This window comes from Comamonas avium, from assembly GCF_014836675.1.
Lineage (GTDB): Bacteria > Pseudomonadota > Gammaproteobacteria > Burkholderiales > Burkholderiaceae_C > Comamonas > Comamonas avium.
The window spans coordinates 185,836-208,254 of sequence record NZ_JACSQK010000002.1; the positions used below are offsets into that span (position 1 = coordinate 185,836).

Annotated in this window: 22 protein-coding genes and 1 pseudogene; 15 read left to right on the forward strand and 8 right to left on the reverse strand. The window is 53.6% G+C overall.

The window, feature by feature from the left end; genetic code table 11:
* Positions 1–224: 224 nt before the first annotated feature.
* From H9646_RS03455 to H9646_RS03480, 6 genes are all read left to right on the forward strand, one after another.
* A complete protein-coding gene (locus H9646_RS03455) occupies positions 225–878 on the forward strand; it encodes a PDDEXK family nuclease (protein ID WP_191721945.1) in 654 nt (217 codons plus the stop codon).
* The gene (locus tag H9646_RS03460; RefSeq protein ID WP_191721946.1) at positions 859–2,850 is read left to right on the forward strand and encodes a DDE-type integrase/transposase/recombinase; all 1,992 of its coding nucleotides are present in this window, start codon (positions 859–861) and stop codon (positions 2,848–2,850) included. The genes H9646_RS03455 and H9646_RS03460 overlap by 20 nt, the downstream gene beginning before the upstream one ends.
* Positions 2,847–3,914 (forward strand): TniB family NTP-binding protein, encoded by a 1,068-nt coding sequence (locus H9646_RS03465; protein WP_191721947.1) that lies wholly within the window; start codon positions 2,847–2,849, stop codon positions 3,912–3,914. The genes H9646_RS03460 and H9646_RS03465 overlap by 4 nt, the downstream gene beginning before the upstream one ends.
* Positions 3,901–4,731, forward strand: a complete 831-nt coding sequence (locus tag H9646_RS03470) for a TniQ family protein (protein WP_191721948.1) — start codon at positions 3,901–3,903, stop codon at positions 4,729–4,731. The genes H9646_RS03465 and H9646_RS03470 overlap by 14 nt, the downstream gene beginning before the upstream one ends.
* The gene (locus tag H9646_RS03475) at positions 4,728–4,991 is read left to right on the forward strand and encodes a CBS domain-containing protein (protein WP_191721949.1); all 264 of its coding nucleotides are present in this window, start codon (positions 4,728–4,730) and stop codon (positions 4,989–4,991) included. Before H9646_RS03470 ends, H9646_RS03475 begins: the two co-directional genes overlap by 4 nt.
* 541 nt (positions 4,992–5,532) lie before the next feature.
* Positions 5,533–6,735 carry a hypothetical protein gene (locus H9646_RS03480; protein ID WP_191721950.1) on the forward strand — a complete coding sequence of 401 codons (1,203 nt, stop codon included), beginning with the start codon at positions 5,533–5,535 and terminating at the stop codon, positions 6,733–6,735.
* 81 nt (positions 6,736–6,816) lie between these two features.
* Here H9646_RS03480 and H9646_RS03485 read toward each other — a convergent pair whose 3' ends face one another.
* The 4 genes from H9646_RS03485 to H9646_RS03500 all read right to left on the reverse strand — a co-directional run bounded on the left by H9646_RS03485 (position 6,817) and on the right by H9646_RS03500 (position 9,246).
* Positions 6,817–7,314 carry a 3'-5' exonuclease family protein gene (locus H9646_RS03485; protein WP_191721951.1) on the reverse strand — a complete coding sequence of 166 codons (498 nt, stop codon included), beginning with the start codon at positions 7,312–7,314 and terminating at the stop codon, positions 6,817–6,819.
* A gap of 88 nt (positions 7,315–7,402) precedes the next feature.
* On the reverse strand, positions 7,403–7,942 hold the full coding sequence (locus H9646_RS03490; protein ID WP_191721952.1) for a hypothetical protein: 540 nt from the start codon (positions 7,940–7,942) through the stop codon (positions 7,403–7,405).
* Between the two features lie 789 nt (positions 7,943–8,731).
* The gene (locus H9646_RS03495; RefSeq protein ID WP_191721953.1) at positions 8,732–9,070 is read right to left on the reverse strand and encodes a hypothetical protein; all 339 of its coding nucleotides are present in this window, start codon (positions 9,068–9,070) and stop codon (positions 8,732–8,734) included.
* Positions 9,070–9,246, reverse strand: a complete 177-nt coding sequence (locus H9646_RS03500) for a hypothetical protein (RefSeq protein ID WP_191721954.1) — start codon at positions 9,244–9,246, stop codon at positions 9,070–9,072. Before H9646_RS03500 ends, H9646_RS03495 begins: the two co-directional genes overlap by 1 nt.
* 118 nt (positions 9,247–9,364) lie before the next feature.
* Between H9646_RS03500 and H9646_RS03505 the strand changes: the two genes are divergently transcribed.
* Positions 9,365–10,285, forward strand: coding sequence for a WYL domain-containing protein (locus H9646_RS03505; RefSeq protein ID WP_191722288.1), 921 nt, complete (start codon positions 9,365–9,367; stop codon positions 10,283–10,285).
* Between the two features lie 18 nt (positions 10,286–10,303).
* Here H9646_RS03505 and H9646_RS03510 read toward each other — a convergent pair.
* Positions 10,304–10,438, reverse strand: a pseudogene (locus tag H9646_RS03510) (IS3 family transposase); the annotation flags it as partial.
* A 34-nt stretch (positions 10,439–10,472) separates the two neighbouring features.
* On the opposite strand from H9646_RS03510, the gene H9646_RS03515 reads away from it, so the two are divergent.
* A complete protein-coding gene (locus tag H9646_RS03515) occupies positions 10,473–11,657 on the forward strand; it encodes a Fic family protein (RefSeq protein ID WP_191721955.1) in 1,185 nt (394 codons plus the stop codon).
* Between the two features lie 329 nt (positions 11,658–11,986).
* Here the strand turns inward: H9646_RS03515 and H9646_RS03520 are convergent, their stop codons facing one another.
* A complete protein-coding gene (locus tag H9646_RS03520; RefSeq protein ID WP_191721956.1) occupies positions 11,987–12,217 on the reverse strand; it encodes a BPTI domain-containing protein in 231 nt (76 codons plus the stop codon).
* 179 nt (positions 12,218–12,396) lie between these two features.
* Between H9646_RS03520 and H9646_RS03525 the strand changes: the two genes are divergently transcribed.
* The 4 genes from H9646_RS03525 to H9646_RS03540 all read left to right on the forward strand — a co-directional run bounded on the left by H9646_RS03525 (position 12,397) and on the right by H9646_RS03540 (position 16,136).
* Positions 12,397–13,782, forward strand: coding sequence for an aminotransferase-like domain-containing protein (locus H9646_RS03525; RefSeq protein WP_191721957.1), 1,386 nt, complete (start codon positions 12,397–12,399; stop codon positions 13,780–13,782).
* A 186-nt stretch (positions 13,783–13,968) separates the two neighbouring features.
* Positions 13,969–14,496, forward strand: coding sequence for a PepSY domain-containing protein (locus H9646_RS03530; protein WP_191721958.1), 528 nt, complete (start codon positions 13,969–13,971; stop codon positions 14,494–14,496).
* A 335-nt stretch (positions 14,497–14,831) separates the two neighbouring features.
* Positions 14,832–15,233 carry a YkgJ family cysteine cluster protein gene (locus H9646_RS03535; protein ID WP_191721959.1) on the forward strand — a complete coding sequence of 134 codons (402 nt, stop codon included), beginning with the start codon at positions 14,832–14,834 and terminating at the stop codon, positions 15,231–15,233.
* Positions 15,234–15,278: 45 nt separating this feature from the next.
* Entirely contained in the window at positions 15,279–16,136 is an 858-nt protein-coding gene (locus H9646_RS03540) for a DUF3883 domain-containing protein (protein ID WP_225213972.1), read from the forward strand.
* A 167-nt stretch (positions 16,137–16,303) separates the two neighbouring features.
* Here H9646_RS03540 and H9646_RS03545 read toward each other — a convergent pair whose 3' ends face one another.
* Both H9646_RS03545 and H9646_RS03550 read right to left on the reverse strand, forming a co-directional pair.
* Positions 16,304–17,620, reverse strand: a complete 1,317-nt coding sequence (locus H9646_RS03545; protein ID WP_191721960.1) for a hemolysin family protein — start codon at positions 17,618–17,620, stop codon at positions 16,304–16,306.
* A gap of 56 nt (positions 17,621–17,676) precedes the next feature.
* Positions 17,677–18,525 carry an undecaprenyl-diphosphate phosphatase gene (locus H9646_RS03550; RefSeq protein ID WP_191721961.1) on the reverse strand — a complete coding sequence of 283 codons (849 nt, stop codon included), beginning with the start codon at positions 18,523–18,525 and terminating at the stop codon, positions 17,677–17,679.
* Between the two features lie 7 nt (positions 18,526–18,532).
* Here H9646_RS03550 and H9646_RS03555 point away from each other — a divergent pair, with 7 nt between their 5' ends.
* The 3 genes from H9646_RS03555 to H9646_RS03565 all read left to right on the forward strand — a co-directional run bounded on the left by H9646_RS03555 (position 18,533) and on the right by H9646_RS03565 (position 22,079).
* A complete protein-coding gene (locus H9646_RS03555) occupies positions 18,533–18,913 on the forward strand; it encodes a hypothetical protein (protein WP_191721962.1) in 381 nt (126 codons plus the stop codon).
* A 512-nt stretch (positions 18,914–19,425) separates the two neighbouring features.
* Positions 19,426–21,591: an ATP-dependent DNA helicase DinG gene (dinG, locus tag H9646_RS03560; protein ID WP_191721963.1), complete on the forward strand. Its 2,166-nt coding sequence runs from the start codon at positions 19,426–19,428 to the stop codon at positions 21,589–21,591.
* A gap of 134 nt (positions 21,592–21,725) precedes the next feature.
* Complete coding sequence (locus H9646_RS03565) at positions 21,726–22,079, forward strand: zinc ribbon domain-containing protein YjdM (protein ID WP_191721964.1); 354 nt, start codon at positions 21,726–21,728, stop codon at positions 22,077–22,079.
* Positions 22,080–22,419: the final 340 nt, after the last annotated feature.

Genomic DNA, 22,419 nt, shown 5'->3' on the forward strand with positions numbered 1-22,419 from the left:
CTAACTTTGCCAACCGGAACTTCCGGCCGGCAGGAAGAGCTGCACCCAATGAAATTTCTCGCCACTGGCCTGCAAAGGTCATCGTCATACTTTTTGCGACGCACGCAAACTAACAACTGTAAGCCTTTGTGCTCATCCAAGTATTTACGCAAGCGAAGTAAAGGCCAGCGCCTCCAAACTACCTCACCATCGCTTCACGGCATTGAACAACTCTGGGGGTGCATATGAGCATCACCCCAGTACGCCGCATCGTTACGCGTAGTGGCAAGAACAACAGAGGCAAATTTCCGAGCCGCAAGATGGGTTGCATGATCGAGTGGGAGTCACCCTTAGAAGGGGATGCCATTCGACTATTTGAGTTCAACCCCGGCGTGTACGCCTACTACAGCCAACCGAGTATTGAGCACTATCACGATGCTTGCGGAACCGCACGCAGCTTTGTCCCGGACTTTCGCCTCGACTGGCTGCACGGAGGCTCACTATTGGTTGAAGTGAAATCAGACGCTGATGCGGCCTATCCGCCCACCCAGCGTCTACTTGGTCTCAAAGCAATGGCGATGCAGCTCCAAGGCAAGCCCTACCGCTTGCTAACGCCAGCACTGTTCAATCGCCAACCGCTGTTTGAAAACCTCAAGCTGCTTGAGAGCCACTCAAGGGGCCTTTTATCTCCCGAGGCCATGGAAGAACTAGGCGCACTTTCAAATCACACGGTCTTTCACGTGCGCGATCTTGCTCGCCAGTTGGGTAGCACGCAGATGGTCTTCCGCGCCATTGCGCATGGCCTGCTAAGAGCCGATTTGCAGCAACCGCTAAACACGGAAAGCCACATCTGGCATCCAAATCACAGGGAGGCCGGCGATGGTTCGTTTCCGATTTAAGCGTGGTCTACGATTCTTCGAAGGTACCAAGCGCTGGGCCCTCGAAAAAATCAACGCCGTTGGCATGTTTGTCTTCGAGACTCAGGACAACACTTCAGAACGTATTACGAAATCCATGGAGGATGTGCATAAGGACTGGCTCACCGGTACATGGGTCATTGATGTCGAATCGCTCGGACCTGGAGCAGACTTGGTCTGGCATACAACACCCTGCTCATTGGACGATCTTCCGCCTGCGAAAAAAGCGATTGCATTACCGCGAGCCAAGGTCCTTCAGGCAGTCAAATCGCACTTTGATGCGCAGGGCACTGAGGTCCATTGCAATCCTTCAGTGCTGACGAGCATTGCCCAGAATCGCGCAGCAGAGTTTGGACTCAAGGCTGCTCCGCACTGGAGCACCATATGGCGTTGGTGGAAAAAACTCGAACCCACCGGATGCATGACAAAGCTTGTCGATGCTCCACATACAGGCCGCAAAACTGACCCGACTCAGTTCTCAATTTTTCAAGAGGTAGTTGACGCCCTTTACCTTTCTGATCAAAAACAATCTGGCAAAGACGTTATTGAGGAAATCGATCGCCACTACCAGAGATTGAATCGAGAACGACTTGAGGAAGATCGCCTTCAAGCCCCCTCCCCCGCCACTGTCTATCGCTGGCTGGGAAAGCTGCACTATTCCGTGGTCTCAGCAGCACGCAATGGAAAGGAGTTCAATCGACGTGAGCGACGGCAAGTGACGAAAGCGTTCAATGTCAAAAGAATCCTTGAGCGCTACGAGATTGACCACACGCCAGTGGATGTGCACCTAGTCTGCGAAAAAACTTGGATGGTTCTTGGGCGACCTTGGCTCACGCTCGTCATCGACAAACACAGCCGCATGATTGCGGGCTTCTATATTGGCTACCACACCCCTAGTGCCACTTCGGTGCTATATGCGCTGCGCCAGGCCATTCTTCCCAAAGAGGAGCTTCTTGCAAATTTTTCCGGCATTAAAAACTCATGGCCAGCTCGCGGTTGCCCACTCTCCTTGGCGCTCGACAATGGGATGGATTTGCATGCCAACGCTGTTGAAAATTTCTGCCTAGAGTCGCAAATCGAACTGCATTTCATGGGGGTGGCGAAGCCCGAATTGAAAGGCTCTGTAGAGCGCCTTTTCGGAACACTCAGTCGAGATCTCTTCCATAAACTTCCTGGCACCGTATTTCACAGCGTCGAGGCCCGAGGCGACTATCCATCAGAAGAACGTGCAGCTCTCACTCTTGAGGTTTTCACCGAGATCCTGCTGCGCTGGATAGTAGATGTCTACCACCAGACACCACATCGAGGCCTGAGCGGATACACACCTCAGATCGTTTGGAAAAAAGGCGAATCCTCAGCCGTATTTGATCTGCCTGCATACCCACGCCAACTGGATCTGATGGTGGGTCATGCTGCAACTCGGAGCATTTTCCATTACGGCATTGACTACGACTCTATCCGCTATAGCTCTTCGCCGCTTCTAGCAATCCGAGATCCTAAAAAAGACACGCCGCTCGCCGCTATCAAGGTATATGACGATGACGTGGGATACATCGATGTCCGTGACCCTAAAACAGGTGAATACCTGCGTGTACCGGCTATAGATCAGGAGTACGCATGCGGCATGAATCGGCACGTCCACTCTCTGGTCAGAGATGAAGTACGACGCCGCTTCGGGGATGAGCACACTCGCGAACAGCTGTTGCTGGTGAAAGCCGAAATTCAGGCCATTGTCAAAGCAGCCATTCGTCACAAAAAGGCCGGCGTGCGCAAGAAAGCAGCGGCACTGCGCCTAGAAAGCAGTGAGGCTTTTCTCGGAACTCAACCTGCCGAAGCATTCAACTCAACCTGTTTGTCACAGCCATCGGACACTGAAACCGAAATCACGCTATACGGCACTGGGACTGAAGTCTTGCCGAGCTACGGTCGCCCACTTGGTGGAGGCACGCAATGAAGCCAAATGACGACATCCTGGGTTTGCTGCCACCCAACCATCTAGCTCGCAAAACACATTCTCTGCACCACTTCACTCTGCGCAAAGAACTCATCGCGTTTCCGACTTTTCAGAAGACTGTCGAGGAAATCGCGCTGTTGCACTATCGCTGGAGGCAGTCTGAGGTAAGCGAAGGACTATTGGTATATGGGCAACACGGCAGTGGCAAGTCCACCGCCATAAAACACTACTTGGAGCAATTCAAGCGCAAGAGAGTTGGAGGCCTCAGCAAGATTCCAGTGCTGTTTTCCTTAACGCCCGAGACCCCGTCAGTTGTCTCTCTTTCTGATGTGTTGCTCACGTCACTGGGAGATCCCCTGGCCACACGCGGAACAGCTGCGACCAAACTAAACCGTATCGTTCATTTCTTCAAGGAATGTGGCGTGGAGATGCTTGTTCTGGATGAGTTCCATCACTTTTACGACACGCATCGAATCCTGGAAGGCCGACGAGTTTCCGATTGGCTGAAGAACCTGATGAACCTCACAGGCATCTGCATCGTACTTGTTGGACTCCCTAGATCCATTGCGGCCCTGAATGCAAATCCACAACTGCGGCGACGCTTCAGTGCACCACTCCACCACGCAGAGTTCACATTCAATGATGCACAGGCACAGCACGAGTTTCGAGGTTTGTTGAGCGCCCTGGAGCAACGACTACCGGTCCGCTGCGTACCATCGCTGACAGAACCTGAAATGGCACGCCGCATGTATTACGCTACGCACGGGTTGATCGACTATGTCGTAAAGATCATAGATGACGCTGTCGCGATGTCAGGCTTGAAGGTTGGCGAGTCTATCGGCTTGGAGGCACTGGCCAGCGCATTCAAACGCAAGGTGTGGGCAGAGTGTCCGGATTGGATAAATCCATTTTTGGCCGAAAAGCTTCGGCAACTGACACAAGACAAAGAGCCGTTCGGGGACTGGGATGACCCTGATCAATATCGGCTAAGTACGCGAACACGCACCACTGCACCTAAAAGTAATTTCAGTGCGGAAGGAGGTATGCGTAATGCCCATTATTGATCTTCAACCGTCATTTCTTGTGCGCCCCAGGCTTGCTCCGACAGAAAGCATCAGGTCTTTGCTGCATCGGCTTGCGGTGCAGAACAAGCTACCACTGAGCATGCTTGGACAACCTGGACGCTTAGGTGAAGCTACCCAAATAGCTTGTGAACTCGCATCTGCGGCAGACTGGGATCGTAGTGAACTCATACAGCGTGCGGCATCTGCATCGGCATGCGAATCCGATCAGTCAGATACCTGTCTACGCATCGGCACAGCATTGCTGGGAAAGCGCTGTGTCGTTGGTTTGCAGCGACGTATATGCCCTCTGTGCCTGGTCAGCACTACGTGGACACCTATTGATTGGGAGATACGCCAAAACGACGCATGCCACATCCACCAGTGCATGCTTGCTGACAAGTGCTCTGCTTGCGGAGCAAGCATTGCGTGGCTCTCACACCAGCATGCATGCGATCAATGTGGTCTGGCATGGAGCAATTTCGAAGTCCGGCCAGCATCGCAGTTGAGCTCAACGTTTGCCAAATGGACACATAGCAGCGTGGTCATGGCTTTGCGCGGCATTCAACGAGATGGGCACTCCAAAAACAACGGTGTTCGTCTGGAAAAGCTTTTGCTGATGCTAGAGGTCCTGCGTTGCGAAGTGCTTAGGCAATGGCTGAGTCCCAAGTTATGGGCGGATTTCGGCCATGTCTGGTCGATTCAGCTCCTCAAGGACTCCGACTACCGAAGCTGGCTGTGGAGCGAGATGTTTCTACACGCAGCCAAGGATCCGATGACTCTTAAAAAACGCTGCGTCCGACGGGATCTGTACTCATGATCTCAGCGTACTTCAATGGTTTTGCATCCACTGCACCAGTACCAGGCTTCATTCTTAACGCGTTGAAAAAACTGGGCGAGAACAAGCTACTACACAGATTAGCTTCACGTCCTGTTTTTGATGTTCGCCGACATGGCATCTACGGGGTATTTCAAGCACCAGAAGCTGGTTTATCAACTCCTCGCCATCGGGATGACAAAGGCTGGGATGACGAAGACGGTCAGCAAAGCGAATTAGAGCGATTCCTCGAGGTATGTTGATACTCCCTGAGGCTCTACCAATGGAAGTCCCTCGGGCCTTCCGTTTACGTACTCTAGAGGCCAACTTAGTGCACGGATCACTCTCTTCCTCTTGGATGAGGATCCAAATTTTTCCAACATAACTGCCGACCAAACGAGCCATAACGACTGGATCTATCGTCTGTGTCGATGGTGTCCCAATTGCCTGCAAGGCAGTGCATCGAACTATGGACGTATCGGATGGGAAATCCGATTCGCCGATGCATGCGCTGCCTGCGGCAATTGGCTGCTGGACCGATGCTCCGTCTGCGGTGATCAGGTGTCATGGTCACGAAACCAATACGCAAGATGCCGCTGTGGGACGCCACTTCAAACCAGCAGTTCTTCCTTGGCACCGAAAGCTCTTGTTGGGCTATGCAGAGCTCTCGAGATGCGTGCTTTGGACAAAGCTACGAATGAGTTACCGATTCTCAATGGACTCAGTTTGCATCAGTGCCTGCAACTCATTCGATGGCTTGGTACCTATGGGGCCCTAGCACCTCAGCGAGCACCGCAAAAGCTGATGACCTCCGACAGCATCAACGTATCCTGGTCTGTAACTACTCTGGCCGCCGAGGTCATCGCAAGCTGGCCCATAGGTTTTGTGCGATTGCTGGAGCAGCTGAAATCTGCTGGTGGCACCAAAAGTGCCGGTAGTCTTCAACGCACCTTTCAAGGCTTTTACCAAGCCCTATACGTCGTGTTCAGAGGTCCCGAGTTCCTTTGGCTAAGACGAGCTTTCGAAGACTACGTTGCCGAACATTGGAATGGAAGCATCGGCCGCCGCAACCGGAGGCTATATGACAGAGTCATCGCAAAGATGGAGTGGATACCAACGACAGTTGCCGCCCAACAACTGGGAGTCTCCGTTGCAGCCTTACATCGATTGGGATCACAGGGGCAAATTGATCTACACCGGTACGAAACAAGCATCGGCAGGCAATTTTCAAAAGTTAGCAGAACCTCTTTGAAAGAGCTGATTGCCGGTGGGTCCCTCACGGCAATTACCTTGCTGGAGGCTGCAAAATCACTTGGCTTGAAGAGACAGCGGCTGCAGTCGCTCCTCCCCATGATCTGTCCCGAAGCTTTCAAACTGAAGCCAACCAACATTTGGATGCTTCCGAGAACCTGGCTTGTGGAGATTCTCTCCATCATTCAGCAGTTGCCAAAGCCTGAATCCGAATTAGACAGCCAGTGGGTCTCCCTGGATTGGCTTTTACGTTACGAGGCTCCATGCGAACTCGCGATAGCAGCCCTGATCAACGCACTTCGCAACGGCACCGTACAAGCCGCACGTGAGAAGGAGACGGCTTATTTGTCACAGGTCCACTTTGTTCGCTCGGAAGTTCAGGCTATCTGGTCAAAGCAGGTACCACCTCCGACGACACGGATCAGCCTTATGGAAGCGGCATCTCGATTACGCATCAAGCAAGAGGTTGTATACGCAATTACTCGATCTGGCTTGCTCGAGGCAAAGCACATGAAGATTGGACGACGCAAATCGCTTTGGCTTGAACTAGCCGAACTAGATAGGTTTTCAAGTACCTATGTTTTTGCTCGCGACCTTGCTGATCAATTTAAAACATCGTCGCGAGCTCTAGCAGCCAAACTCAGAAGCCTCGGCATCAGACCAGTCGCAGGTCCGGGAGTTGACACTTGCCGTCAGCTCATATTTCGAACTACAGACATTGGTATGGTCATCCATGTGCGTACGGATTCCAGTTGAGTTGATCATCTGTACTTGTTACGGCTGACCAGCCTACTGGTGGTTGTCGGTTTGATGTTGATCAACGGTCAGCGCGGATGCTTATAGGAACGCAAACGCATTACCTCGCGCATCGTGAAGTGCGTGATGCTCTCCGCCATGTGCTGCCCTGTGCTGGGCCAAGCGCTCGGGGTCAATCTTCAAAAACACATTTTCATGTTGCCATCCCCGGGGCAACGCACCACCAAGCAGCTCGGTCAGCAGTTCGTAATCTCCACCGTAGTCGTAGCAGAGGACAGGCTTGGGTTTGGTTGGTATTGCAAGCAGCCAATCACGTAGCTCTAAAGCCAGCTGCGAAGTTGGCATCGAGCGGCCAGGAAAGCTGCCGAGTTGCGGCAGAACAGTTGCCTGCACGAACGCATTACAAGCAGGCAGATGGAAATCCGAGCATTCGCCGTAGAACTCTTTCCCATCCTCACTCACGATGGCGATGCTGATGAGCTGGCGGTCTTTCCAGTCGGTAAATTCAGTATCAATAAAATATCGCGTCTTCCAAGGACTGCGTGGACTTCTATGCACCACCGGCTCATTTGGGGTCATGCTCATCATCCTTATGCGATTTTCTGGGTAGTGCATTGCTTAAGTGCGGGTCAGCACTTTGCGAAGCGGCGTCGGCTTGAATAAGTTTTTAGAACACCGGTTGCAACCTCTCGCTTACCAGCTTCTTTGCATCCTCAATTTCCTGATCGCTCGGAATGATCTGGCCGACGCATATTCTTCGAGTTTCCGGAATAACGCAGTATGAGGATGAGCCGCGGTCTTCAACAGCATTCGGATACGTAACTGCTGTGATGCCCAATGGCCCCAGCGCGTTACTTAGCTGCAGCCAGCCAACGCTCATGAATTCTTGGCTCGCGAGCTTCCTATCAATCAAATCGCTTCGAATCTCTTCGAAGATTTGGCTTCTCGTTTGGTCAATATGTTCAAAGTGCTTCTTAAGAGCATTAGCCATCGCAATAGGTTGATTTGAGCCCCAGTCGCCAGAAAGATGAAGCACGCTTCCAGGCTTGAATCGAAAACATATCTTTAGAATCAGTGGATCGCCGGTATGGCCGTCGAAAAGGCGGCGCCCTATGCGATCCACAGCTGCCTTGTAAGTGCCAAAGTGTGAGAATGCGGCAAACCGCAGCTTCTTAGCTTCAAGCATCCCATGATAGAGGTGCATCATATTTAACTTTCGTTCTAAAGAATCAGCTAAGCCAACCGCCGTAGGCGGGTCGACTTGAGTGATGGGTCAAACCTAATAGTCGCCTCTCGCGCCTATTAGGCGCTTGCTCTATTTTTCTTTACAGGTGCTCATCCTCAGGCCTGCCGCCACAGTTAGGAAAGCCGAGTTCGAACAGAGCGGAGAGCGGGGCTAGTGGATCACTTCTGGGTGGAAATCAACAGTCCTGCGCTATCTAACCAAGCACTCCCGGGACGTCCTAAACGAATTTGATCGCATCGTTACCACGACGAATCTAAGCAGTTGATCCAGAGGCCGTGAGCAGGCTACCAGAGTGGTAGCCTCCGGGTGGTGAGATATCAAGCGGATCTAGTAAAGCGACAAAAGTTCAAGCTCATTGTGCACATGCAGATCACAGAATTACCCGCCACCTCGAAGTTGTGGTGACGGGCAGTACGGCCCCAGCTTATGCAGCCACTAGCATAGGGAATGCCCGGAATCCATACTGACGCGCCCAGATACGCTGTCCATTTGGCAATGTGCGATAGGGACGAAACACTATCTTCATACCGGCAGGGATCGGGAAATCAAAACTCATCTGCTTACTCATACTGCGGTACCTCCTTTCCCAGACGAAATTTGCCTATGGAAAGATGAACTGAGATAGACTCGCGGTCGCCAAACACGCATTGAGATTTCAGTGCACCTTCCTTAACACCCGTCGCCTGGCGCGTGTCTATAGGATGACAATGGGTCATACGCTTTTGCTTATGACCCATTGTTTTTTCTGCCTCAGACATAGTGCTTCATGAAGCGATCAAGCTTCTTGCCGGCAATCGTCAACCAAACACCCAGCCCGAATGCAGCAATCAGCAAAATGAAGCTGATGGGGTGCTCCGGGATCCACCATGTCGGCAAAGACGGATAGAGCTGGCTAATCGATGCTTGGGATGCTTCTGAACCCTTGGCAGTTGCGGAAACGATAGACACTGCCTGAGCGCCAACCTTGGCATACAAGCCAGCAACAAGCCACCCAACAGCGACGTTCCAAAGCACAGTTCCTAGTGCAATCAGCCGCTTTGGCTTGCTCCAAAAGTAGTGATGAAGTCTTTCCAACAGAGCATCGATCATTACTTTTGCTCCTTGCGAACGCCTTTGAACGGCTCCTTACTGGACGTTTTCACGTCCATAAAGCGACCTGTCGTTGTGTCACGTTTGACGTAATTACCAGCCGGTGTCTGGGTTTGACTACGCTGGCGTACAGCACCAACACGGTGTCCATCACCAACAGGCGGATTCTTAGCCATAGCAATTCCTTTAAAAGCACGACTAAATGCAGTCGTACTGATAAATATATGTAGTCGAAACGACTATGTCAAGCATTCGTAAACTTGCTATATTTCTGCCACTGCTATGATCTTGAACATGCCTAGCACCCAAGACAAAGACTCAGAACACGCCTCCTCACTCACGCTGAAGCAGCGCGAGCGCTTAGCGTTTATTGACTTTCAGCTTTATTTCCTGGGAGAGCTTCGCCGCAATGACTTGGTTGAGCGGTTTGGCATTTCGGCGGTAGTCGCTACGCGCACAATCGCCGAGTACCTCGCTTTGGCTCCAAATAACTGCAAGTTGGATAACAAGACTAAGGTTTACCGCCCAGAGCCTGGCTTTAGTCCATGGCATCAGCATTCCGTAGGTCAGGCTCTAGCGACCCTTGCTCAAGGTCTCACACTGAGCTTTGGACACGAGCAGAACGCGCTTCTGCCAAGCGAGCTTTCGCCCGAACTATCAATGCCTCGGCTCGAAATTCTTGCGCCAGTGGCCCGCGCAATTCATCAAGGCAAAGCCATCAAGGTCAAGTATGTCTCTTTGAGTAGTGGCGAAACAGAGCGAGAAATTGTTCCATTTGCACTTGTCAATAATCGCGTGCGCTGGCACATACGGGCATATGACCGCAAAAACAATAAATTTCTGGACTTTGTTTTACGCCGAATTCTTTCAGTGTCGATTCTTGAAGATGAACCGGTTCGCGAACATGAGCGAGCCACTTCTGACATTGAATGGAACCGAATCATTGGCCTAGAACTGGTTCCTCACCCCAAGCTCAAACGGCCAGAAGTAATCTTGCACGACTACGACATGACTGACGGAGTGCTCAAGGTCAACGTTCGCGCTGCAAATGTTGGGTACCTGATGAGGCTGTGGGGAGTTGATTGTTCTCCTGACCACTCAGCATCAAAAGACAACGCAGAAGAATTTCATCTTTGGCTACGAGACCCGCTCTCCATTTATGGAGCTCCGGGCTTGGCACTTGCTCCCGGATATGCTCGCCCAGTGACGCCATAAATCGCCTAGGATTCCGTAGACACTTTTGAGCCGTTGGGAATGGCGTCGTTCAAACACTACCGGCGGAGTGCCGCCAGCAGTGCTGTAGCGCCGCTTGGGGTTGTAAAACATCTCGATGTAATTAAAGACATCGGTCCTCTCATCGTTACGACTCACATTTTGAGCCGTATTTGTTATATTGCGGCTCATGATAAAGGATCAAAAATGGGTTTGGCAGCTTTCTGAATGGCCCAAGTTTGTCTATGACGGTAAGTTGCTTGCTCCTGCGTTGGCTGAAGCCCATTGGATGCATGGCATGTTGGCAGGAAAGTCACAAACCATTGGGTTTGAAGGCGTCCAACAAATTGCGCTGGATGCTCTCGTCGATGAGGTCATCTATACGGCCGCCATCGAGGGGGTGCGATTCCCGCGAGAGCTTGTGCATTCCTCGGTGGTGCGCAAGCATGAATTCTCCTCAAGCAGGACGGATAGCAGAAACGTCGATGGTTTAGTTGACGTTATTGACGACGCCATAGCTCATGCAGATCAGCCGTTGGACGCTGACAGACTGTGTCGCTGGCAGTCTGCGTTATTCCCAGGAGAGGTTTCCCACACCCTAAAGTGCGTGGTTGGACACTTCAGAGATGGCCATGGGCACATGCGGATCGTGAGCGGCAGCCATGGACAAGAAGTTGTTCACTATGAAGCCCCACCGTCATCGGACGTCCCCAAGGAGATGGCGCGTTTTCTCCAATGGTTCGACGATACGAAACCTACTCAAAAGCAACCCCAAGATTTGTACTATGACGGTTTTGCGCGAGCAGCAATTGCTCATCTCTGGTTCGAATGCATCCACCCGTTTGAAGACGGCAATGGCCGTGTGGGACGAGCTATTGTGAGCATGGCTCTGGCTCAGAGTTTGCGGGAGACAACCGGGCTGTACAGCCTGTCATGCCAGTTGTTCACTGCTAGGAACGAATACTACGAAGCCCTAAATTCAGCCCAGCGTGGAGAAATGAAAGTGAGTGACTGGGTGAAGTGGTTCATAGGCCAAAGTACCAAGGCATGTGCCATTGCAACCAAGAACATAGACCAAATTATTGAAAAGCGTCGCTTCTGGGAAAAGGTCCAAGACAGTGCTCTGAACGAGCGCCAAAAACGAGTGCTTCATCTCTTGCTAGACACAGGGAGCCGCACAGCCCCTGATGGTTTAAACGCTGAAAAATACATGGCCCTAACAGGCGTGTCTAAAGCTACAGCAACGCGAGATCTTTCCGCGTTGGTGAATGTAGGGCAACTCTGCACCCATGGAGTTGGTAGAGCACTCCGCTACTATTTGGAGCTAAATTTCCGTGAGGCCGGTCCGCATCCTGCGCCATGTGTAAAGGGCTAAAAGCGCTGATAATTTAGGCTAAATGAATTGGCACTATTTTTCCGAATTGCTCTCGCCTAGGAATTTTGTAGTCCTATGAGAAATGTCTGCCTCCAAATTTTCACTAACGTTGCCAACCTCCGCTGCAGGCGGTCATCTAGTTTGCAAGCATTTTGATAAACAACATGACCTGGTTTAGGTTCTCAGAAGCCCTGCAACGACTCTCAATCGTTGCGAACAAGAAAAGCCCGGCAATGCCGGGCTTTTTTATTTTGAAATCACTCAGTCTGAACTTATCGCTAAATAATATTTTTTGGACTGCAACTGCGGCAAAAGGCCAATCGCCATCATCACAGGTTCAAGTCCATACCGAGCATGTTGGCAAGACCAAAGGTGAAGAGCCCTACGAGCAGCAGCGCGACCAAGAAGAGGGCGACCACCATGGCGCTCTTGCGTAGCAGCACGCGCCTGTCTGCGCCCTTCTTGCCTTGGTCGTAGTGCCACTTGATGGCAAAGAACATGCACGTGCCGAACATGAGGACTTTGAACGTAACGAAGACTACGGGGACCCAATCGATCATTTTGAAAATTTCCAGCCTATGACTTAACACTGTCTATCGCAAGGAGCGCAACCTCCCACAGATCAGAGGAGCGCAAACGTCAGCGGCTGCCATACACGGATGAGGTTGCTGCACGTTCCGGGACATGGTACTTAAAAGCAATTTCCATACATCGAGACGAAACATCGCCCTTAAAAACCATGCAAGATGACAATTTGCCCATCTGGTTGCCACGATTAGCCGTGCAGGGCGGAACACGTTTTTTACAGATCGCAGATGCGTTGCAGGCAGCAGTGGCCAACGGATCTTTGGCCCCGGGTGACCGCCTGCCACCGCAGCGCCAGCTGGCCGCACAACTGGGCGTTGACCTGACAACCATCACGCGCGCATACGACGAAGCCAGGCGCCGCCACCTGCTGGAGGGACGCGGGGCACGCGGCACTTATGTTGCGGCACCCAAAGTCGAGCTGAATCCCATCCTTGATCTGAGCATGAACACCCCGCCTCCGCCGGATGGCGTGGACTTTGACGACATGCTCAAGCAAGGCTTGTCTCAGGTTTTGATGAGGGCAGATACTGAATTGCTGATGGCTTACCACCTGGGTGGAGGCAGCGATTCAGACCGCAAGGCTGCAGCCCAATGGCTGGAGCCGATGTTTGGGCATCTGGATCCAGAAGAGCTTGTTGTCTGCCCGGGTGCGCAAGCGGCGATTGCCGCATTGATTCTTGCGCTGACGCAGCCTGGAGACGTGATCCTGGCAGAACCACTCAGCTACCCCGGCTTGCTTGCCGCAGCGAGCCAGTTTGGCCGGCGCATCATTGCAGTGCCTGCGGACGAGCAGGGCATGCTGCCAGAGATGCTTGAGCAGGCATGCCGCCAGCACAAACCGGGGCTGGTCTATCTGAACCCGACGCTGCAAAACCCGACCGCCATCACCATGGCAGAAAGCAGGCGCTTGGCGCTTGCCAGCACCGCCAAGCGCTGCAATGTACGCATTGTTGAGGATGACCCCTACTGGCTCCTTGCCGATGCGCCACCACCACCGATTGCCACGTTTGCCCCGCAGCAGGTGGTCTACATATCCACCCTGTCCAAATGCCTGACGCCCGGCTTGCGTGTTGCCTTCGTGCTCATCCGTAATCGGCATGAACGTGAGCGTTTTCTGGTCGCGCTGCGCTCATTTGCGCTGATGGTTGCGCCTCTGACGGCTGCGCTGACCACGCAGTGGATTTTGGATGGCTCGGCTGCCCAATTGATGGAAGGCGTGCGCAAGGAGGCACGTCTGCGCCACCGGATGGCCAGAGATATTCTGGCGGGGCGCTACAGCGGCGCTGGAGACGGCCTGCATGTCTGGCTGGAGTTGCCTGGGTATTGGAGCTGCGCACAGCTGGCGCATGCCGCCGAAAGCGAGGGCATAGCCGTCACGCCGGCGCAGGCATTCGCCACGGGCAGCGCATCCGTAAATGCCATACGGATCTCTCTGGGCAGCATCAAGGACCGTGCACGCTTACGGGCGGGCCTGCAACGGCTGTCTCACCTGCTGGCGCGGCGACCAGAGTCATTCAGCGCCGCTCCATCGAGCTGAATGCGGCCATTGCTGCCCTCTCTTTTTGTGGTGCACATAGCTTTTGCACGCTGCAATGTTCTGCAGCCGATCCCCATGTGCATGACATTCGGACAACAGATACAGAAAACACCCACCACCATGGCCCCCGGCATGCGCTATGGTTAACCCCTCTTCACGGATACGTGCTCCAGCACGCAAAGCACCATGTTCCATCTTCGTACGACCACTTCCGCCGCCTTGCTCGCCCTGTCTCTTGGCCTGAGCGCCCATGCAGATACCCCCGCGCAATGGCAGGCTCTGACCGCTCCGTTGAAAGTCAACCTGGAGCAAGCTATTGCCAACACCACGCAAGCCGTGCCAGGCACCGTTATTGAAATTGATCTGGACGACGGAGATGGCGCTGGCGTGCGCTACGAAGCCCAGGTACTGACAGCGCAAGGCGAAAGCGTAGAAGTGTGGGTGGACGGCGTGACCGGCCAGGCCCGCATGCATGAAAACGACGGCAAGGCCAAGCGCCGCGATGCAGAACGTGCCAAAACCGCCAAAATCAGCATCGTGCAGGCCATTCAGGCAGCCACCGCACACACGCCGGGTAAGCCTGTCAAAGCCGAGCTGGACAACCACTGGGGCAACGTCAGCTATGAGGTCGATGTGCTCAAGGCTGACCACACCGTCATGGCAATCAAAGTGGATGCCATCAGCGGCAAAATTTTGCGCGCCAAACCCGACTAAAGACTCTGCCTGACCCTTCAGGCCGCTGTACAAGCCTGTGCCCGGTGCACAGGCTTTTTTACGTCGCTACAAACGTCTGGGTGCGGCGGGCTATAGTGCGGCCCGCAAGCATGCATTAAGGTGGCCCAGCACGGGCGATTGCGCTTGTCATCGCACCCGCCATTGCAAGCGCTGGCGATTGACTGTTTTGTCATCCTTGCAAACACCTTTAAAACAATAGCTTTTAACGCTTACCAGTCAATGTTTTCAGATAGTTTTCTATTTGAAAACGTTACCTAGCAAGCACAATACGCTCCTTTTTCTTCTTAAAGCAGCCAGGCTGCAGTACCCGCGCCATGAAATCCGCCATCCGCATCGTGGACGTTGACCGCCTCGAAACCTGGAGCAAATACAAACCCGGCATGTGCGACACCTGTGGCGCCAACTGCTGCACCATGCCACTGGAAGTGCAATTGACCGACTTGGTACGTCTGGGGCTGGTCGATCCCTTTGAGGTAGACAACGTCGAGCCCAAACTGATTGCCAGGCGATTGCTCAAAGCCAGGCTGATTGACCACTACACCCCCCGGCACAACATCTTCACCATGGCCCGTCGTGCCAGTGGTGACTGCAGCTTTCTGGATGCGCAGACACGCCGCTGCACGGTGTATGACAAGCGCCCCGAAACGTGCCGCCTGCACCCCAAAAAAGGCCCAAAACCGGGCTGGTGCGCCTATGGTGACCAGCGCATGCGTTGATGGTTACAACTTGGAATGACAAGGCAGGCCTGGCAAGATATCGCCATGCCTTTGCACATCCCACATACCCCCTGGAACCCCACCGAAGTACAGGCCACGGTTCGCAGTTATCTGGACATGCTGGTTCAAGAGCTGGCAGGCCAGCGCTACAACAAATCAGCATGCAGACAGTTGCTGTTCGACGCATTGGCAGGGGAAAGATCACACGCTTCGATTGAGTTCAAATACTGCAACATCAGCGCTGTTTTGCAGTTGCTGCACTACCCCAGCATCAATGGCTACAAGCGCCGCATCAACTTTCAAAAAAGTTTAATGCAAGAGGTAGAGCGGCAAATTCCGCTGTACCCACAGTTATCGGCCATTGTGCAAGCTGCGGTTGAGCAACCGGCAGCAGAACCGATGGCACCCAAGTTCGAACAAGCACTTCAAACGCCGCCTTCTAAAACCCATCAAGTCAGCGAAGCACTTGCGCAATATGCCGTGCGCAGCCCCGTCAAACGTGACTACCTGGCACAGGAAGCGCGCAATCAGTCGCTGGGTCTGGCGGGAGAGCAGTTTGCTTTGGCTTACGAGCAATGGCGCTTGCAACAGCAAGGCTTGCCCGGTTTGGCACTGCGTGTTGAACATGTCTCGCAAACGCTGGGCGATGGGTTGGGCTTTGACATTCGCTCTTTTGATGCCCAAGGCAATGAGCAAATGATTGAAGTAAAAACCACCCGCTTTGCCAAAGACACACCGTTTTTTGTCACGCGCAATGAGCTGGATGTGTCGCAGCAAGCCGCTGAGCGCTTTCACCTGTACCGCATCTTTGAGTTTAGACAGCAGCCTAGGCTGTTCACCTTGAAAGGTGCCATTACCGAGCACTGCCAGCTCGATCCTGTGACATTTCGCGCTTGTTTTTAAAAGCCAATCACACCGCCATCCAATCACCGTTTTGCACCACAGGCCGTGCAGATGCAAAGCGCCGGCAAGGCAAAGACACTGCGTAGCAAGGCATGTGTTTCGGGCTAAGCAGCCCATAAAAAAAGCAGCCTTAAGGCTGCTTTTTTTGACAAGGAATTCTCAGCGGCTTATGACTCGCCAGACAGTTCAACCTGGGGGTTATCCAGCTTGGTGGCCTGAATCTTGTCAATGATCTTGCCATCCATGTCTACCACCTCAAACTCCCAGTTTTCCCAGACCACTTTGTCTGTTTCCGCTGGCAGTTTGCCGGTCAGCAGCATCATCATGCCGCTCAAGGTTTGGTAGCGGCCCTTTTCTTCTTCCGGCACCGACCTAAGGCCCAGGCGGTCTTTGAGTTCAACGATCGGGATGTGGCCATCGAGCAGCCAGGAACCATCCGTGCGCTGCACGGCCCATGCATCGCTGGGGTCTTCGGTCACGAATTCGCCAGTGATGGCTTCGGTCAGATCGCGCACCGTGACAATGCCCTGCATTTCGCCGTATTCATCAATCACAAAGGCCATGGGCGCACCAGACAGCTTGAAGCTCTCCAGCAGTTCCATGCCGGTGATGGTTTCCGGAATGTAGATCGGCTTTTGGATCAGGTCCTTGGATTCCAGCAGCTCGCGCTGGCCCTTGAGGGCATTGGCCAGCCACTGGCGCGAATTGATCACGCCCAGCAGGTTTTCAAAACTGCCATCAATCACGGGATAGCGTGCGTGGTCGTGCGACTCCACAATCGCCATGTTTTCTGCAAACGGCAGGTTCACGTCCAGGCACACCACATCAGAGCGCGGCACCATCAGTGAGGAGATCTGGCGATCGTCCAGACGGAACAGGTTGCGAATCATGGTGTGCTCGTTTTGCTCAATCGCACCCGATGTGGTGCCCTCAGCCAGCACGGCATGAATTTCATCTTCCGTCACGGTGGAATCGTTGCTCTCACGCACCCCCAGCAGCTTGAGCAAGCCGTGGGTGGACGAGGTCAGCAAAATGACAAATGGCTTGGTGATTTTGGCCAGCAAATTGATGGGCTTGGCCACCAGGCGGGCAATGCTTTCGGGGTTGGTCTGGCCCAGACGCTTGGGCACCAGCTCGCCAACCACAATCGATACATAAGTGATCAGCACCACCACAATGGCAGTGGACAGGGTGCTGGCGTATTTGAGCGCCATGCCTTGTTCAACCATCCACATGGATAAAGGCTGGGCCAGAGCGGCTTCACCAAAAATACCGTTCAGCACACCGATAGAGGTGATACCAATTTGAATGGTCGAGAGAAAACGTGTGGGGTTTTCGCCCAGCTGCAGCGCGGCAGCAGCAGCAGTATCGCCCTCATCTATCAGCTTTTGAAGCCGTGCCCTGCGTGCTGTCACCAGCGCGATTTCGGACATGGCAAAGACGCCGTTCAAGATGATGAGGGCGATAAGTATAGGAATTTCCATGATGGTGTTGAGCGTCCTTTCAACGTCGCTCTATTGCAAACAATAACAGTTAGAGATTACTGGATAAAACCAAAGTACAGGCCCAGCAAAATTGCAACCCCCAGCAGAACGCGGTAGATCACAAAGAATCCGAAGCCCTTGCTCGAGATCAGGCGCATGAACCAGACAATGACTGCATAGCCCACCACGAAGGCAATCACGGTGGCAGCAAGCGTCATGCCCCACTGTTCAGAGGTCATGGGTTCGCGCTTGAACAGCAGCATGTAAAAGCCCGACATCAGCACTGCAGGAATGGCCAGCAGGAACGAAAAGCGTGCCGCAGCCTCGCGGGTCATACCCAGCAAAAGGGCAGCAGTAATCGTGCCACCTGAGCGCGAGACGCCCGGAACCAGTGCCATGGCCTGTGCCAGGCCCAGCAAGACGCCATCTTTCCAGCCCAGATGGCCAATTTGGCGGGTTTGTGTGCCGCGCTTTTCCGCCCAGCCCAGCAGCAGGCCAAAGACGATCAGCATGGTGGCTGTCACCGCCAGCGTTCTGAATGAGGTTTCAATCCAGTCGCGCAAGAGCAGGCCCAGCACACAGATAGGGATGGTGCCCAAAATAACAAGCCACGCCAGCTTGGCATCCGTGTCCAAGGCCTCGCCGCTCTTGCGGCTGCCAATCAAAGGCAAGCTGGCAAACCATGCAAGCAGCATGCGCATCACATCTTTGCGAAAGTAAATCAGCACCGCCAGCTCTGTGCCCAGCTGGGTGATGGCTGTAAAAGCAGCCCCTGGATCTGCACCACCAGGAAGCAGGGGGCCAAGAATGCGCAGGTGAGCGCTGGAAGAAATAGGCAAAAACTCGGTCAAGCCTTGGACCAATCCAAGAATGATCGCGTCCAGCCATCCAAAGGTGGCATGCATAGCGTAAGTGGGTAAACCATCAAAAAAGCAGTCCAGCAGTGTAGCGCCAGCGCTTCTTAAACACTGCCGCCAGGGTGGCGCTACAGGCGCTGACGCGCGCGCATCCACACATGCCAATGGAATGCAAGGCGGATGCAGCCAGAGCAGACCCAGCCTTCAAGGGGCGCACAGCAGCCGGACGATCCGTTTTCTTGATGCATCGCTGCTCATCGAATTTATGTTCATGTTTTTTTATATAAATCTAGTGTTCAAGCACTTTAAAAATAATAAAAAATACATTTCATGGATCAAGAAATGCTTTAAAACACTTTTTTCAAGCATTTTTTCTGCCATGACGGTCAAGTGTTTTGCAAAAAAATATCTTTTGATACGACTAGATTCTGAGTGAAATCTGGCTTGAATGCATGCCTTAGAGCTGAAGATGGCTGGTCTTTTCTGCCAACTTTGCACACAGCATGTGGATAACTTTCTTCAAAAAATTGTGGATAGCTTTCGGCTACACCTGCATCGCTCGGATGGCACTTATCCACAATGTTCTTGTTTCACTGGCTTGTGAGTAAGTGAGCGATGATTGAAAAGATTTTTTCAACACTCTCACCCTCTTTATTCTTTACTTTTCCACATGCTTATCTGGAAGATTTAAGGCATATGCATGCAGTGATTCCCTTGGCAAACCACCTCACTCATCCACAATCTATAATGATTTTTCCACAGCGTAGATCTGCTTGAATTTGTTGCCGTTCACTCAGAAAAGCGATGGAGCATTGCTTAAATTTTCAGCGAATTTACGCATGCCAGTCATCCAAGAAATAAATAAAAAGATGAAATGCATGCGTTTGACTTGTATTGAAAATAATTTTTCACACCCTGCAGCACAGCTTTCTCGTTCAAAACCTCACAATGAGTCAAAAAAAATGGGCCACGCAGGCCTTGGATTCCTTTGATTCCGTGGTCGCATCCATCCCCGGTTTTCGTGTCCGTGAGGGACAGCGAAAAATGGCCGCCCAGATCGCGCAGACGCTCTCCAATGCGCAGCTGGGCAAGGTGGAAGAGGGCGCTGCAGACCCGCAGCGCGCCATCGCGGTCATTCAGGCTGGAACCGGCGTAGGCAAGTCACTGGCATATGCAGCGCCTGCCATTGCCATGGCTTTGGCACGGGGCACACGCGTGCTGATTTCTACGGCCACCGTGGCTTTGCAAGAGCAGCTGGTCAACAAGGATCTGCCCGCGCTGGCGCAGCAACTGCCCACGCCTTTCAAATTTGCACTGGCCAAGGGCCGAGGCCGCTTTGTCTGCAAGCTGAAGCTGGAGCGTCTGGCCAGCTCGGGAGAAAACAGCGACGAAGTGGATGACCTGTTTGCCGAAGAAGCCACAGAACAGCGCAAAACACGCCCCAAGGCAGAGACCGAGGCGCGCATGCAGTTCTACACATCGATGGCTGACGCACTGGCCACTGGCCAGTGGAATGGCGACCGCGACAGCCTCACCCCGCCGCCGGAAGCCGAGGCATGGGCACCGCTGGCCGCCGAAGGCAGCTCTTGCACGGGGCGCCATTGCCCGGCCTTTGACAACTGCACGTATTACGAACGCCGCAAAGAGATGGTGGCCGCGCAAGTCATTGTGGCCAATCATGATTTACTGCTTTCCAGTCTGGGAGCACGCTTGCTGCCAGAGCTGGACAACAGCCTGCTCATCCTGGACGAAGCCCACCATTTGCCGCAAACCGCGTTGTCACAATTTGCGTGTGATATGGACATGAGCCGGCTGACATGGATCGACAAGCTGGCCAGCCGTGCATTGCGTGTAGGCCAGTTGATGGAGGTCGATGAGATTGCCGACATTGCCGGTTACAGCAGCGGGCTGCGTGAGCACCTGACTGAGCTGGCACGTCTGGTCATGTCGCTGTATGGCGAACAGCTCAAAGGCCAGAAAGACAGCTGGGGCCCTGCGCGAGTGCGCGTGCCACGTGGTGATTTGCCAGACCCCTTGCTGGAGCCTTTGGCGCAAGTCATGCACAACGCCAGCGGCTTTCTGGATGTGTTGCGCGCCATTGCCAAGGCGCTGAAAGCTGAGATCAAAGACAAGCCCGATGAGGCGCAGCGCCTGTCTGCACTGTATGCCCAGGTGGGCACGCTGGCCCCGCGCCTGGAGGCCGTGCACGACACCGCCCAGTTGCTCAGCCAGCAGCCAGAAACCCGTGAAGACGGCTCCCAGAGCGTGCCCAATGCCAAATGGTTCACGCTGGAAATAGATGGCGACTTCATCGTGGTCAAAGGCCACGCCAGCCCCATCTTGCCCGGTGCCACGCTGCGCCACCACTTGTGGAGCCAGGTGCGCGGCGCGGTGCTGACCAGCGCCACGCTGACCAGTTGTGGCGACTTTGATTTCTTCTTGCGAGAGGCCGGTCTGCATGGCGATGCAGCAGTGCAGACGCTGGAAGTAGCCAGCCCGTTTGACTATGCCGCCCAGGGCACTTTGGTGGCCCACCAGACGCAGGCCGACCCGCGCGAAGCCGCTGCGTTTACCCGTGAGATGGTGGAGCGACTGCTCAATGACTTGAGCCGCGTGCAAGCCGGTGCGCTGGTGCTGTTTACCTCGCGTGATCAGATGCGCCAGGCTGTGGATGCGCTGCCCAGCGCCATGCGCAATTACGTGCTGGTGCAAACGGCCATGCCGCGTTCCATGTTGCTGGCCGATCACCGTGCGCGGGTAGAGCAGGGCTTGCCTTCCATCATCTTTGGCATGCAGTCGTTTGGTGAAGGGCTGGATTTGCCCGGTGCGCTGTGTGAATCGCTGTTCATCACCAAGCTGCCGTTTTCGCCACCCGATGACCCTGTGGGTGAGTCACGCGCTGAATGGCTGCGCAGCAGCGGGCGCAACCCGTTCAACGAGCTGGTGGTGCCCGCCACAGCCATTCGACTGGCGCAATGGGTAGGGCGCGCTATTCGTACCGAAGAAGACCAGGCCCACGTCTATTGCTACGATCGGCGTCTGGTGGCTACCAGCTACGGAGCACAGTTGCTTAAAGGCCTGCCACCGTTCACGCTGGAAAAACGCATGGCATGAACGTGCAACATCACAATAAAAGGAGCTACCAAGGCTTACCAATACTAGTTTTCAATGTGATTTCATATTGAAACATAGACTGTTAAAGCGCTAGCAGCTCATTTTTTAAAACTCCATTGAATGAAAGACATCTCTTGAGCACCACGACTTTCCCATCCTGCCCCCAATGCGGCCAAGACAATACCTACCCTGACGCAGCGCTGTTCATCTGCCCTGACTGTGCCCATGAGTGGTCAGAGCAAGCTGCAGCTAGCGACGATGATGATGGCCCCCGCGTAATCAAAGATGCCAATGGCACCCCTTTGGCCGACGGAGACACGGTGTTGCTGGTAAAGGATTTGAAGGTTAAGGGATCGTCCACCGTCATCAAGAAGGGCAGCAAGATCAAAGGCATTCGTCTGGTCTATGACAACGGCGACCACGACGTGGACTGCAAGACCGACCAAGGCCCTTTCATTCTGAAATCTGAGTTTCTGAAAAAGGCGTAAAGCCGCAGCCATTTGTGCTGATTTTGCGAAGGTGCATCAGCGCAGATGCCCTTCGCCACCAAGGCACTGCATCCAAAGCCTTCAGCGCCAGACCCTCGCTGTGGGGGCTGTTTGAACGCCCCCGCGCTCAGGGCGGCACCCATTCGCAAATCATGGTTTTTTGTGAAGGTGGCAGTTCGTCAAGAACGCTCTAACTTACTGAAGGCAAATAAGTTTCTTGTACTTATCGCCATATTTTTCACAACAAAAATGGCTGGTGCTTTCCAAAAATAAACGTTAGCGCTAACTCTCGCCAGCACGCATTCGCTGCGCGACATACGATGACGCCCCCGACGGCCAA

What these genes read in the sequence shown, in the direction of transcription:
- H9646_RS03470 (WP_191721948.1), top strand. Translation starts at nt 3,901, where the DNA reads ATGCCCATTATTGATCTTCAACCGTCATTTCTTGTGCGCCCCAGGCTT.
- H9646_RS03540 (WP_225213972.1), top strand. Translation starts at nt 15,279, where the DNA reads ATGCCTTTGCACATCCCACATACCCCCTGGAACCCCACCGAAGTACAG.
- H9646_RS03500 (WP_191721954.1), bottom strand. Translation starts at nt 9,246, where the DNA reads ATGGCTAAGAATCCGCCTGTTGGTGATGGACACCGTGTTGGTGCTGTA.
- H9646_RS03505 (WP_191722288.1), top strand. Translation starts at nt 9,365, where the DNA reads ATGCCTAGCACCCAAGACAAAGACTCAGAACACGCCTCCTCACTCACG.
- H9646_RS03545 (WP_191721960.1), bottom strand. Translation starts at nt 17,620, where the DNA reads ATGGAAATTCCTATACTTATCGCCCTCATCATCTTGAACGGCGTCTTT.
- H9646_RS03495 (WP_191721953.1), bottom strand. Translation starts at nt 9,070, where the DNA reads ATGATCGATGCTCTGTTGGAAAGACTTCATCACTACTTTTGGAGCAAG.
- H9646_RS03535 (WP_191721959.1), top strand. Translation starts at nt 14,832, where the DNA reads ATGAAATCCGCCATCCGCATCGTGGACGTTGACCGCCTCGAAACCTGG.
- H9646_RS03480 (WP_191721950.1), top strand. Translation starts at nt 5,533, where the DNA reads ATGACCTCCGACAGCATCAACGTATCCTGGTCTGTAACTACTCTGGCC.
- H9646_RS03515 (WP_191721955.1), top strand. Translation starts at nt 10,473, where the DNA reads ATGATAAAGGATCAAAAATGGGTTTGGCAGCTTTCTGAATGGCCCAAG.
- H9646_RS03530 (WP_191721958.1), top strand. Translation starts at nt 13,969, where the DNA reads ATGTTCCATCTTCGTACGACCACTTCCGCCGCCTTGCTCGCCCTGTCT.
- H9646_RS03465 (WP_191721947.1), top strand. Translation starts at nt 2,847, where the DNA reads ATGAAGCCAAATGACGACATCCTGGGTTTGCTGCCACCCAACCATCTA.
- dinG (WP_191721963.1), top strand. Translation starts at nt 19,426, where the DNA reads ATGAGTCAAAAAAAATGGGCCACGCAGGCCTTGGATTCCTTTGATTCC.
- H9646_RS03485 (WP_191721951.1), bottom strand. Translation starts at nt 7,314, where the DNA reads ATGACCCCAAATGAGCCGGTGGTGCATAGAAGTCCACGCAGTCCTTGG.
- H9646_RS03490 (WP_191721952.1), bottom strand. Translation starts at nt 7,942, where the DNA reads ATGATGCACCTCTATCATGGGATGCTTGAAGCTAAGAAGCTGCGGTTT.
- H9646_RS03520 (WP_191721956.1), bottom strand. Translation starts at nt 12,217, where the DNA reads ATGATCGATTGGGTCCCCGTAGTCTTCGTTACGTTCAAAGTCCTCATG.
- H9646_RS03475 (WP_191721949.1), top strand. Translation starts at nt 4,728, where the DNA reads ATGATCTCAGCGTACTTCAATGGTTTTGCATCCACTGCACCAGTACCA.
- H9646_RS03550 (WP_191721961.1), bottom strand. Translation starts at nt 18,525, where the DNA reads ATGCATGCCACCTTTGGATGGCTGGACGCGATCATTCTTGGATTGGTC.
- H9646_RS03455 (WP_191721945.1), top strand. Translation starts at nt 225, where the DNA reads ATGAGCATCACCCCAGTACGCCGCATCGTTACGCGTAGTGGCAAGAAC.
- H9646_RS03460 (WP_191721946.1), top strand. Translation starts at nt 859, where the DNA reads ATGGTTCGTTTCCGATTTAAGCGTGGTCTACGATTCTTCGAAGGTACC.
- H9646_RS03525 (WP_191721957.1), top strand. Translation starts at nt 12,397, where the DNA reads ATGCAAGATGACAATTTGCCCATCTGGTTGCCACGATTAGCCGTGCAG.